Source organism: Streptomyces sp. NPDC092045, assembly GCF_044756005.1.
In the GTDB taxonomy this organism is placed as follows: domain Bacteria; phylum Actinomycetota; class Actinomycetes; order Streptomycetales; family Streptomycetaceae; genus Streptomyces.
Genome location: NZ_JBIVSC010000005.1, coordinates 154,486 through 166,595 on the forward strand (window position 1 = coordinate 154,486; position 12,110 = coordinate 166,595).

Sequence of the window (12,110 nt, forward strand, 5' to 3'; positions counted from 1 at the left end):
CCCCTCCGGGTCAGGCGGGTACGTGCACGGCCTCCACGCGGCTGGCGACGAGCCGTTCGCGTTCCCTGCGGTGGGTGCGGGCCTTGAGGCGCAGGATCTGCACGACGCCGAGGGCTTCGAGGACGAAGACCGAGGAGAACGCGATCCGGTAGTCGTCGCCGGTCGCGTCGAGCAGCACGCCGACGGCGAGGAGCGTCGTCATCGAGGCGACGAAACCACCCATGTTGACGATGCCGGAGGCGGTTCCCTGACGCTCCGGCGGGTTCGCGGGGCGGGCGAAGTCGAAGCCGATCATCGAGGCGGGCCCGCAGGCCCCGAGGACCAGGCAGAGGGTGACGAGCAGCCACATCGGGGCGTGGTCGCCGGGGTACGCGAGGGTGGTCCCCCACAGCAGGGCGGTGGCCGCGACCGTGCCGAGGGCGAGCGGGGCCCGGGCCGCGTGGTGGCGGGCGATGATCTGCCCGTACGCGAGGCCGACGACCATGTTCGAGAGCACGACCAGGGTGAGCAGCGTCCCGGCGGTGGAGCGCGACAGGCCCTGCGCCTCGACGAGGTACGGCAGTCCCCACAGGAGCAGGAACACCATGGCCGGGAACTGGGTGGTGAAGTGCACCCACATGCCGAGCCGGGTGCCGGGCTCGCGCCAGGACTCGGCGATCTGGCGGCGGACGTAGGCCGCGCCCGCGTGTGCGGCGGGCCGGGGCTCGTGGCCCTCGGGGTGGTCCTTGAGGAAGAGCAGCAGCAGGACGAGGACGAGGACGCCGGCGAAGGAGCTGCCGACGAAGGTGGTGGTCCAGCCGAGGCCGTGCAGGGCGCGGGCGACGAAGACGGTGGAGACCAGGTTCCCGGCCATGCCGAAGAGGGCGGCGACCTGGCCGATGAGCGGGCCGCGCCGGGCGGGGAACCAGCGGCTGCCGAGCCGCAGGACGCTGATGAAGGTCATGGCGTCGCCGCAGCCCAGGAGCGCGCGGGAGGCGAGGGCCGTGCCGTACGACGGGGAGAGGGCGAAGCCGAGCTGGCCGGCGGTGAAGAGGACGACGCCGAGGACCAGGACCTTCTTGGTGCCGAGCCGGTCGACCATGAGGCCGACGGGTATCTGCATGCCGGCGTAGACGAGCAGTTGGAGTATGGAGAAGGTGGAGAGCGCGGAGGCGTTGATGTCGAAGCGGTCGGCGGCGTCGAGTCCGGCGACGCCGAGCGAGGTGCGGAAGATGACGGCGACGAAGTAGACGGCGACGCCGACGCCCCAGACGAGGGCGGCGCGGCGGCCGCCGGGCGGGTCTCCGGGCAGGGTGACGGCGGAGCCGTATCCGTTGCGGTTGCTCACCGGTCCTCACCCCGGACCAGGACCTTGACCCAGCTGAGGTGCTGGCGGACGCAGTGCGCGGCGCCCTCGGCGTCGCCGGCCTTGATGCGGTCGAGGATCTCGGCGTGTTCGGTGATGTTCTTGGCGACGCGGTCGGGCTGGGACTGCATCACGGCGACGCCCATGCGCAGTTGGCGGTCGCGGAGCTGGTCGTAGAGCCGGGCGAGGATCTGGTTGCCGGCGTGCTGGACGATCTCGGCGTGGAAGCAGCGGTCGGTGACGGCGACCTCCGCGAGGTCCCCGGCGTGGGCCCGCCGCTTCTGCTCCTCCAGGAGCTCTTCGAGGCGGGCGATCAGGGCGGCGGGGGCGGGCACGGCCCGGCGGACGGCGAACTCCTCGACGAGGAGCCGGGTCTCGACGACGTCGGCGATCTCCTGCGCGGAGACGGCGAGGACGAGGGCGCCCTTCTTCGGGTAGAGCTTGAGCAGCCCTTCCATCTCCAGTTTGAGCAGCGCCTCGCGGACGGGGGTCCGCGACACCCCCACGGCCGTGGCGAGTTCGCCCTCGGTCAGGAGGGTGCCCCCTTCGTAGCGCCGGTCGAGTACGGCCTGCTTGACGTGCATGTAGACGCGGTCGGCGGCGGGGGGAGCTGAAGGCATGCGTACAGCATAGATACAACAGGGGTGCAACAGAGGGCCCCGTCCACATCGTGGACGGGGCCTTGTGGGCGTTTTCGCCGGTTTCACGTGAAACCACGCGGCTCGGGCGTTGCGCCCGGGCGATCACGCCGGGAGTCGGGCCCGGCCCATCCCGCCGGGCGTCACGCCCAGGTGATCAACCGCTTCGGCTGCTCCAGGACCGCGGCGACGTCCGCCAGGAACCTGGAGCCCAGCTCGCCGTCGACCAGGCGGTGGTCGAAGGAGAGGGCCAGGGTGGTGACCTGACGCGGCTTCACCTTGCCCTTGTGGACCCACGGCTGGAGCTTGATCGCGCCGACCGCGAGGATCGCGGACTCGCCGGGGTTGAGGATGGGCGTACCGGTGTCGACGCCGAAGACGCCGACGTTGGTGATGGTGAAGGTGCCGCCCTGCATCGCCGCCGGGGTCGTCTTCCCCTCGCGGGCCGTGGCGACCAGCTCGCTCAGGGACTTCGAGAGCTCGGGCAGGGTCTGGGCGTGCGCGTCCTTGATGTTCGGCACGATCAGACCACGCGGAGTGGCCGCGGCGATGCCCAGGTTCACGTAGTGCTTGAGGACGATCTCCTGCGCCGCCTCGTCCCAGGCCGCGTTGATCTCCGGGTTGCGCCGGACCGCGACCAGGACCGCCTTGGCGATGAGGAGCAGCGGGTTGACCCGCAGGCCCGCCATGTCCTTGTCGGTCTTGAGCTCCTCGACCAGCTTCATCGTGCGCGTGATGTCGAAGGTCACGAACTCGGTGACGTGCGGGGCGGTGAAGGCCGAGCCGACCATCGCCGCCGCCGTGGCCTTCCGCACGCCCTTGATCGGGACGCGGGTCTCCCGGGCGCCGGACGTCTCCGCGGCGGGCGCTGCGGCCGGGACCGCGGCGGGAGCCGGGGCCGGAGCCGCGGCCGGGGCCTCGACGGCCGGCGCGGGCGCCGGGGCGGCGGCCGCGTGGACGTCCTCGCGGGTGATGATGCCGTCCGGACCGGTCGGGACGACCGTCGTCAGGTCGACGCCGAGGTCCTTGGCGAGCTTCCGGACCGGCGGCTTGGCCAGCGGCCGGCCGGCCCCCGACGCGTGCCCGTTGAGCTGCTCGGGCACGGAGACGGCGGGCGCCTGCCGCGCGGGAGCGGCCGGGGCCGCGTCCCCGGCCGCCTTGCGGGGGCGGCGCTTGGTGGAGCTGGCGGCCACGCCGTAGCCGACGAGGACCGGCTGGCGGCCCTGCGGCTCCTCCTCCTCGGCCACCGGCTCCGCCGGTACGGCCTGGGCCGCGACGGACTCGGTCACCGGGGCCGCCGGGGCGGGGGGCGCGTCGCCGCCGACGTTCACCGAGATGATGACCTGGCCGACGTCGACCGTCGTGCCCTCGGGGAAGCACAGCTCGTGGACCGTGCCGTCGAACGGGCTCGGCAGCTCGACGGCCGCCTTCGCCGTCTCGACCTCGCACACGACCTGTCCGTCGGTGACGGTGTCACCGGGCTGGACGTACCACTTGAGGATCTCGGCCTCGGTGAGGCCCTCGCCCACGTCGGGCATCTTGAATTCGCGGATCGTCACGGTGCTCTCCTCAGTACGCCAGCGAGCGGTCGACGGCGTCGAGCACGCGGTCGAGACCCGGCAGGTACTCCTCCTCCAAGCGCGCCGGCGGGTACGGCGCGTGGTAGCCGCCGACCCGCAGGACGGGGGCCTCCAGGTGGTAGAAGCAGCGCTCGGTGATGCGGGCGGCGATCTCCGCGCCCGCGCCGAAGAACACCGGGGCCTCGTGGACGACGACCAGGCGGCGGGTCTTCTCGACCGAGGCCTGGACGGTGTCGAAGTCGATCGGGGAGATCGAGCGCAGGTCCACGACCTCGATCGACCGGCCCTCCTCGGCGGCGGCCGCGGCCGCCTCCAGACAGGTCTTCACCATCGGGCCGTAGGCGAGGAGGGTGAGGTCCGTGCCCTCTCGGGCGACCCGGGCCTTGTGCAGCTCGCCGGGGATGGCCTCGGTGTCGACCTCGCCCTTGTCCCAGTAGCGGCGCTTGGGCTCGAAGAAGACGACCGGGTCGTCGCTCTGGATCGCCTGCTGGAGCATCCAGTAGGCGTCGGAGGGGGTCGCCGGGGTGACCACCTTGAGGCCCGCGACGTGCGCGAAGAGCGACTCGGGGGACTCGGAGTGGTGCTCGACGGCACCGATGCCGCCGCCGTACGGGATGCGGATGACGACCGGCACCTTCACCGCGCCGAGCGAGCGGGCCCGCATCTTCGCGAGCTGCGTGACGATCTGGTCGTACGCGGGGAAGACGAAGCCGTCGAACTGGATCTCCACGACCGGCCGGTAGCCGCGCAGCGCGAGGCCGATCGCGGTGCCCACGATGCCGGACTCGGCGAGCGGGGTGTCGACGACCCGGTCCTCGCCGAAGTCCTTCTGGAGGCCGTCGGTGATCCGGAAGACGCCGCCGAGCTTGCCGACGTCCAGACCCATGACGACGACCTTGGGGTCGGTCTCCAGGGCCGTGCGCAGCGACTCGTTGAGCGCCTTCGCGAGGGGAAGCTTCTGAACAGCCATGATTACTCGGCCTCTCCGTTCGCGAAGGACGCCTGGTAGGCGGCGAACTGCGCGCGCTCCTCGTCGACGAGCGCGTGCCCGTCCGCGTACACGTTGTCGAACATCGCCATGTGCTCCGGCACGGGCATGGCGCGGACGACCTCGCGGACGTGCTTGCCGAGGGTCTCGCTCTCCGCCTCCAGCTCCTCGAAGAAGGCCGCGTCGGCGTGGCCCTCGTTCTCCAGGTAGACCTTGAGGCGCAGGATCGGGTCCTTGGCCTCCCACTCCTCGCGCTCCGCGTCGCGGCGGTAGCGGGTCGGGTCGTCGGAGGTGGTGTGGGCGGCCATCCGGTAGGTGAACGCCTCGACGAGCGTCGGGCCCTCGCCGCGGCGGGCGCGCTCCAGGGCGGAGCGGGTGACCGCGAGGCAGGCCAGGACGTCGTTGCCGTCGACCCGGACGCCGGGGAAGCCGAAGCCCTGGGCGCGCTGGTAGAGCGGGACGCGGGTCTGCTTCTCGATGGGCTCGGAGATGGCCCACTGGTTGTTCTGGCAGAAGAAGACGACCGGGGCGTTGTAGACCGCGGAGAAGACGAACGACTCGTTGACGTCGCCCTGGCTGGAGGCGCCGTCGCCGAAGTAGGCGATCACGGCGGAGTCCGCGCCGTCCTTGGTGATGCCCATCGCGTAGCCGGTGGCGTGCAGGGTCTGCGAGCCGAGGACGATCGTGTACAGGTGGAAGTTGTTGCTGTTGGGGTCCCAGCCGCCGTTGTTCACGCCGCGGAACATGCCGAGGAGGTTCGTCGGGTCGACCCCGCGGCACCAGGCGACGCCGTGCTCGCGGTAGGTCGGGAAGACGTAGTCGTCGTCCCGCAGGGCGCGGCCCGAACCGATCTGGGCGGCCTCCTGGCCGAGCAGCGAGGCCCACAGGCCCAGCTCGCCCTGGCGCTGGAGGGAGGTGGCCTCGGAGTCGAAGCGACGGGTGAGGACCATGTCGCGGTAGAGGCCGCGCAGCTCCTCGGCGCTCAGGTCGATGTCGTAGTCGGGGTGCTGGACGCGCTCCCCCGCGGGCGTCAGGAGTTGGACGAGCTCGGGCTCCGTCGCTCCCGCCGCGGCGCGCGTGCTCGTCTTCTCGGTGGTGCTCTGGCTCGCGCTTGCGGTGCGCTTGGTGCCGCTGCTGCGTCGCGTCGTCTTGCGCGCGGCAGTGCTCTCCACGGTCACGTGCGTGCTCCTCCGTCGGTCCGGCCCCCGGGTTCGCCGGTGAGGCCAGTGCGGCTCTCCGCCTTATCCGTACCCTTCGCACGGGGTGGGTGCGACGCGGCCGGGGTCGGGCGTGACAAGTGCCCCGGCGAGCGCCCTGTCATAGGCACGTTACCCACAGCGCCGCATTCCCGCGAAACCCTTCTTGACCTGCGATTTTGCTTGGATTTCCAAGTAAATCGAGAAAAGTGGGAACAGCGGCTGGTCAGCGCGTCGGCAACGGCCTGGAGGGCTACCGGAACAAGCGGCACGTTATCCCGCGCACCCCGGGCGCGGGAAGAGCCAATATGTGAGACTGACCGGGTGCGCGAAGAAGGAAAAATCCGGGTATTTCTGCTGGACGACCACGAAGTCGTCCGGCGCGGCGTCCACGAGCTGCTCTCCGTGGAGGACGACATCGAGGTGGTCGGCGAGGCCGGCACGGCGGCGGACGCGCTGGTCAGGATCCCCGCGTCCCGTCCGGACGTCGCGGTGCTCGACGTGCGGCTCCCGGACGGCAGCGGCGTCGAGGTGTGCCGGGAGGTCCGTTCCCGGGACGAGGACGTCAAGTGCCTGATGCTGACCTCGTTCGCGGACGACGAGGCCCTCTTCGACGCGATCATGGCCGGGGCCTCGGGCTACGTCCTCAAGGCCATCCGGGGGAACGAACTCCTGAACGCGGTGCGGGACGTGGCGGCCGGCAAGTCGCTGCTCGACCCGGTGGCGACCGCCCGGGTCCTGGAGCGGCTGCGCGACGGGAACACCCCCAAGGGCGACGACAAGCTCGCCGCCCTGACGGACCAGGAGCGCAGGATCCTGGACCTGATCGGCGAGGGCATGACCAACCGGGCCATCGGCGAGCGGCTCCACCTCGCGGAGAAGACCATCAAGAACTACGTCTCCAGCCTGCTGTCGAAGCTGGGCATGGAGCGGCGTTCGCAGGCGGCGGCGTACGTGGCGCGGAGGCAGGCCGAGAGGCGCTGAACCGGTCCGCTTCGGGACCTACGTCCCGCCCCGAGGGGGCGGGGGCCCCTTTTCGGACACCCGGTGGTGACGGAGAGTGGAAGACATGTCCACCGACGAGATCCGCGCCATCGAGCTGCTGAACCGCGTGTCGTGCGGCCGGGTGGCGACGAGCATGCGGGCGTTGCCCTTCGTCGCCCCCGCCCGCCACGTCGTGGTGGACGGCCGGGTCCTGCTCCGGATGCACGAGGGGCTCGGCTACCACCGCGCCTGCAACGGCGGCGTCGTCGCGTACGGGGCGGACAACTTCGGCACGGGGGCCGAGCACGTCTGGTCCGTGCAGTTCTGCGGCACCGCGAGGGTCGTCGAACCGACCGGGGAGGAGTGCGCGGCCTTCGGTCCGGAACCGGAGCTGGTGGACGGCGAGCCCTTCGTCCCGGTCTACCTGCGGATCGAACCGCAGTTCGTGACGGTGCACGCGCTCGACTACGCGAGCGAGGCCCCGGAGACCCTGCCGACGGCCCGTTCCGTACGGCGACACCTTCACCACGTAGCGTGATCTAACATCTGGCGGGTGCCGCGCTCATCTGAAACCCTCTCCCCGCCGACCGGCGCGCCGCCACCGCCCGCCCGCCCGGCCGCCGCACCGCCGCCCCGGCCCGTCGGCGTCCGGCCGCTCCGGCCCGCGGGCGTCGCGCCGGCCGGCGTCCGGCCCGTCGGCGCCCCGCCCGTCGACGTCCTGCTGCGCCGGCACCGGCATGCCGGGGAGCCGCTGGCCTGCGTGCCGGTCACCGAGGGGCTGCTCAACCGCGGTTTCCGCCTCACCACCACCCGCGGCACCTACTTCCTCAAGCAGCATCTGGACGCCGCCACCGCCGACCGGGCCACGGTCGCCCGCCAGCACCGCGCGACCCAGCGGCTGCACGCCCTCGGCCTGCCCGTCGCCCCGCCGCTCGCCGACGTCCGGGGCCGTACGGTCGCCGTCGTCGGCGGCCACTGCTACGCCCTGCACCCCTGGGTCGAGGGGCGCCACCGGCACGGCGGCCAGCTCTCCACCGGCGGCTGCCGCCGTCTCGGCACCCTCCTCGGGCAGGTCCACACCGCGCTCGACCGGGTGATGGACCCGCCGGGGCCCGGGGGCCCCGGCGGGACGGACGCGGAGGCGTGCGCGAGCGCGGACCCCCAGGACACCTTCCGGGCCATCGACGAGCTGATCCGGCTCGTCCGCGCGCACCGGCCCCGCGACAGCTTCGACGCGCTCGCCGAGCACCGGCTCAGGGAGCGCCGCGGGCTGCTCGCCCAGCACGCCCACCACCGGCCCCCGGCCGCCTCGGCCGCCGGCTGGGTGCACGGCGACTTCCACCCGCTGAACCTGCTCTACCGGGGCACGAAGCACGCCGCGATCGTCGACTGGGACCGGCTCGGGCTCCGCCCGAGGGCCGAGGAGGCGGTCAGGGCCGCCGCCATCTTCTTCGTGCGGCCGGGGGGCGAGCTGGCCCTGGGGAAGGTGCGGGCCTACGCGCGCGCGTACCGGCGGGCGACGGGCGCCGACGGCGCCGAGCTGGCGGCGGCGGCGCACCGGGTGTGGTGGGAGCGGCTCAACGACTTCTGGACCCTGCGCTGGCGCTACCAGCTGCACGACCGGCGGGCCGACGCGCAGTTCCCCGCGGTGTCGGCCCTGGCTGTCTGGTGGACCCGCGAGTACGAGGTGGTGCGGGAGGCCTTCGCGGGGTGAGCCCGGCGCCCGCGCCGACCGGGCCCCGGAGGTCCTCGTGGAGGTGGGCCCGGCGCTCTCGCCGGTCCCGTCCGTGCCGGTCCGCCGGCCCCGTCAGCCGGAGGTGCCGGTGGTGGCCGTCGGCTGCGTGCCCGTGCCGCCGTCGTCGCCGCCGCCGTCGCCGCCCCCGGAGGGGTTGCCGTCGGTCGGCTCGGAGGTCGCCGTGCTCGTGGGACGGGTCGTCGGCTCGCCCGTCTTCGTGGGCGTGTCCGTGGGGTCGACCGGCGGCGTGGTGGTCGGCTCGGTCGGCGTCTCGGTGGTCGGCCTGCCCGTGGGCCAGTTCGGCTGCCGCGTCGGCTGCTCGGTCCACGGCTCCCGCGTCGAACCGCCGCTGGACGTGCCGGGGTCCTGCGTCCGGTCCTGGGAGGGCTCCTCCGAGGGCGTGGGCTCCTCCGAGGCCTTCGTCGACGGCGAGGTGCTGACGGTCGGCGTCTTGTTCTCCGTGCCGCCGCCGCCGTTCCCGCCCGCCTTGCTGAGGGCGAACGCGACTCCGGCGACCACAGCGACCACCGCGAGCGCGGCGAACAGCCACATCTTGCCCCGGCCACCGCCACCGCCCTGCGACCCGTACGAGCCGCCCTGGCCGTAGCCCCCGCCGCCCGTGCCGCCGTCGTAACCGCCGTCGTCGGGGTTCATCGGCGGGAGGATCGGGCCCTGCGCGGTCTCCCCGTGCGTCGGGTGGCCCATCGCGGCCGTCGCGGCCACGCCGCCGGCCGGGGTCCGCCCGCCGTCGTGCACCTCGATCGGGCCGGTGTTCCACGTGCCGGTGTAGCCGCCCTGCTGCTGGAGCATCTGGAGGGCGTACTGGATGAGCCCGCGCATCTCCTCGGCGCTCTGGAACCGGTCGTCCGGCTCCTTCGCGAGCGAGCGCATCACCAGGCCGTCCAGCTCCGGCGGCACGGACCCGGTCACGTCGGACGGCGGGACCGGCACGTCCTGGACGTGCTGGTAGACGACGGACAGCGGGGTCTCGCCGGTGAAGGGGGGCCGCAGCGCGAGGAGTTCGTAGAGGAGGCAACCCGTCGCGTACAGGTCGGAGCGGTGGTCGACGGCCTTGCCGAGCGCCTGCTCGGGGGAGAGGTACTGCGGCGTGCCCATGACCATGCCGGTCTGGGTCATCGTCGACTGCGCGCCGTGCAGGGCGCGGGCGATGCCGAAGTCCATGACCTTGACGGCGCCGCCGTGGGTGATGATCACGTTCGCCGGCTTGATGTCGCGGTGCACGATGCCGTGCTGGTGCGAGTAGGCCAGCGCCTCCAGGACCCCGGAGACGATGATCAGGGCCTGCTCGGGGCCGGGCGCCTCGGCGCTCAGCAGCAGGTCGCGGATGGTGCGGCCCTCGACCAGCTCCATCACGATGTACGGCACGGGGCGGCCGCCCACCAGGTCCTCGCCGGAGTCGTACACGGCGACGATCGCGTGGTGGTTGAGGCCCGCGACGGACTGCGCCTCGCGCGTGAAGCGGGCCTTGGAGACCGGGTCCTCCGCGAGGTCGGCGCGCAGCAGCTTGACGGCCACGGTGCGGCCGAGCCGTACGTCCTCCGCCGCGAACACCTCGGCCATGCCGCCGCGTCCCAGACGGTGCGTCAGCCGGTAGCGGCCGTCGCCGACGACTCCGCCGACGCCCCAGGATTCCGCGGACGCGTCCGGCACACCGCCACCTGCTCCGGATTCGGGTGCCATCAGTCCTCGCCGTCGTCTGTCGTGCCGTGTCCAGTCGTCACGCTACAGGCTCCGTACGACATCACGGTCCGAGATGGACCGGCCATCCAATCCCGTTCACGTACACCTGTGCAAATTCGACGCTTTCCCGCACCGGTTCGGAAACGCTTCCTGTGCGGAGGGTCACGTAACGGGCACCCGGCTTGACGTGTCACCGGCCTGGGGCAGACTTGGCCGGGAAATCCATGTCGACGCCGCCACGCGCGCGTGTAGGGGGAGCACAGATGAGCCAGGACGGCGGACAGGGCCGCTACGCGGGCGGTTCGGTCGCGGGCGGCCGGTACCAGCTGCGCGATCTTCTCGGCGAGGGCGGCATGGCGTCGGTGTACCTCGCGTACGACAGCGCCCTCGACCGGCAGGTCGCCATCAAGACGCTGCACACGGAGCTGGGCCGGGAGCAGTCCTTCCGCGAGCGGTTCCGGCGCGAGGCGCAGGCCGTGGCGAAGCTCTCCCACACCAACATCGTCTCGGTCTTCGACACCGGCGAGGACACCCTCGACGGCGCCGTCATGCCGTACATCGTCATGGAGTACGTGGAGGGACAGCCGCTCGGCTCGGTCCTCGCGGCGGACGTGCGGCAGTACGGCGCGATGCCGGCCGACAAGGCGCTGAAGGTCACGGCGGACGTGCTCGCCGCCCTGGAGGTCAGCCACGAGATGGGCCTGGTCCACCGGGACATCAAGCCGGGCAACGTGATGACGACCAAGCGCGGCGTGGTCAAGGTCATGGACTTCGGCATCGCGCGGGCCATGCAGTCGGGGGTCACCTCGATGACCCAGACCGGCATGGTCGTCGGCACCCCGCAGTACCTCTCCCCCGAGCAGGCCCTCGGCCGCGCGGTGGACGCCCGCTCCGACCTGTACTCGGTCGGCATCATGCTCTTCCAGCTCCTGACGGGCCGGCTCCCCTTCGACGCCGACTCCCCGCTCGCCATCGCGTACGCGCACGTGCAGGAGGAGCCGGTCGCCCCGTCCTCCGTCAACCGTTCGGTGACGCCGGCGATGGACGCGCTCGTCGCCCGCGCGCTCCGGAAGAACCCGAACGAGCGGTTCCCGAGCGCGGCGGCCATGCGCGACGAGTGCCTGCGGGTCCTGTCGGCCGGGCAGACCGGCGCCCCCGTGATCGTCGCGGGCGGTCCCGTCAGCAGCGGCGCGGGCGTCGGCTCGGCGGTCTTCCCGCCGGTCGGCCAGACCCCGCCGCCCGGCCCGTACTCCACGCCGCACGGCGTGCAGCAGCCGTACATGGCGCCGACGCCGCAGCCGGGCCCGTACGGCCCCGCGACCCCCGCGCCCGCCCCGTCGTACGGCTACCCGCAGCAGGCCCCGACGCCCGCCCCGTACGCCCAGGCCCCGACCTCCGCGCCGTACGACCGGACGCACGCGCCCGCCCCGGCGGGCGGCGGCTCCCGGCGGAACACCCCGGTGGTCGTCGGCGCGATCGCGGTCGCCGTGATCGCGATCGGCGGCCTGGTCCTGGCGCTCAACCTGAACAAGGGCGACAAGGAGGACCCGCAGGCAGGCGGCGCCGGCGGCACCGGCACCCGGCAGAGCCAGTCGGCGGCGCCGGGCCACAAGGGCCCCGACCTGACCAAGACCATCGACGTGAAGAAGTGCACCCAGCCGAGGGAGTCGAGCGAGGACCCCGAGAAGTTCGAGGTGCCCAACTTCAAGTACCGGAACATCCAGTCGGTGAAGGACTGCGTCCAGGCCGCCGGATGGAAGATCAAGGTCCAGACCCCGGTGGACGAGGCGACGTACGGCGAGGGAACGGTCCTGGAGCAGTACCCGCCGGCCGGTACGGACATCGTCGCCAAGGACGCGGAGTTCACCCTCCAGATCTCGACGGGCAATCCGCCGCAGTAGATGCGGTAGACACGGGGGGCCGTGGGCCCGGGATCCCGTGTG

At 72.6% G+C, this 12,110-nt stretch carries 10 protein-coding genes; 4 read left to right on the forward strand and 6 right to left on the reverse strand.

The features are described 5' to 3' along the window. Nucleotides 1-10: 10 nt before the first annotated feature. The 5 genes from ACIQKA_RS16525 to pdhA all read right to left on the reverse strand — a co-directional run bounded on the left by ACIQKA_RS16525 (nt 11) and on the right by pdhA (nt 5,729). Entirely contained in the window at nt 11-1,327 is a 1,317-nt protein-coding gene (locus ACIQKA_RS16525) for a nitrate/nitrite transporter (RefSeq protein WP_383151633.1), read from the reverse strand. Further along, entirely contained in the window at nt 1,324-1,965 is a 642-nt protein-coding gene (locus ACIQKA_RS16530; protein WP_383432746.1) for a GntR family transcriptional regulator, read from the reverse strand. The genes ACIQKA_RS16525 and ACIQKA_RS16530 overlap by 4 nt, the downstream gene beginning before the upstream one ends. Before the next feature lie 161 nt (nt 1,966-2,126). Then, complete coding sequence (locus tag ACIQKA_RS16535) at nt 2,127-3,521, reverse strand: dihydrolipoamide acetyltransferase family protein (protein ID WP_402541484.1); 1,395 nt, start codon at nt 3,519-3,521, stop codon at nt 2,127-2,129. A 31-nt stretch (nt 3,522-3,552) separates the two neighbouring features. Then, the gene (locus tag ACIQKA_RS16540) at nt 3,553-4,533 is read right to left on the reverse strand and encodes an alpha-ketoacid dehydrogenase subunit beta (RefSeq protein ID WP_383151635.1); all 981 of its coding nucleotides are present in this window, start codon (nt 4,531-4,533) and stop codon (nt 3,553-3,555) included. Between the two features lie 2 nt (nt 4,534-4,535). Next, complete coding sequence (pdhA, locus tag ACIQKA_RS16545; protein WP_383151636.1) at nt 4,536-5,729, reverse strand: pyruvate dehydrogenase (acetyl-transferring) E1 component subunit alpha; 1,194 nt, start codon at nt 5,727-5,729, stop codon at nt 4,536-4,538. Nucleotides 5,730-6,071: 342 nt separating this feature from the next. Here pdhA and ACIQKA_RS16550 point away from each other — a divergent pair, with 342 nt between their 5' ends. The 3 genes from ACIQKA_RS16550 (at nt 6,072) to ACIQKA_RS16560 (ending at nt 8,445) form a co-directional block, all read left to right on the forward strand. Further along, the gene (locus ACIQKA_RS16550; RefSeq protein WP_383151637.1) at nt 6,072-6,731 is read left to right on the forward strand and encodes a response regulator; all 660 of its coding nucleotides are present in this window, start codon (nt 6,072-6,074) and stop codon (nt 6,729-6,731) included. A gap of 85 nt (nt 6,732-6,816) precedes the next feature. After that, on the forward strand, nt 6,817-7,269 hold the full coding sequence (locus ACIQKA_RS16555) for a pyridoxamine 5'-phosphate oxidase family protein (RefSeq protein WP_383151638.1): 453 nt from the start codon (nt 6,817-6,819) through the stop codon (nt 7,267-7,269). A gap of 180 nt (nt 7,270-7,449) precedes the next feature. Further along, nucleotides 7,450-8,445: a phosphotransferase gene (locus tag ACIQKA_RS16560; protein WP_402541485.1), complete on the forward strand. Its 996-nt coding sequence runs from the start codon at nt 7,450-7,452 to the stop codon at nt 8,443-8,445. Between the two features lie 93 nt (nt 8,446-8,538). Here the strand turns inward: ACIQKA_RS16560 and ACIQKA_RS16565 are convergent, their stop codons facing one another. Next, nucleotides 8,539-10,167 carry a protein kinase domain-containing protein gene (locus ACIQKA_RS16565; protein WP_383151639.1) on the reverse strand — a complete coding sequence of 543 codons (1,629 nt, stop codon included), beginning with the start codon at nt 10,165-10,167 and terminating at the stop codon, nt 8,539-8,541. Between the two features lie 263 nt (nt 10,168-10,430). On the opposite strand from ACIQKA_RS16565, the gene ACIQKA_RS16570 reads away from it, so the two are divergent. Continuing rightward, nucleotides 10,431-12,068, forward strand: coding sequence for a protein kinase domain-containing protein (locus ACIQKA_RS16570; RefSeq protein WP_386372433.1), 1,638 nt, complete (start codon nt 10,431-10,433; stop codon nt 12,066-12,068). Nucleotides 12,069-12,110 lie beyond the last annotated feature (42 nt).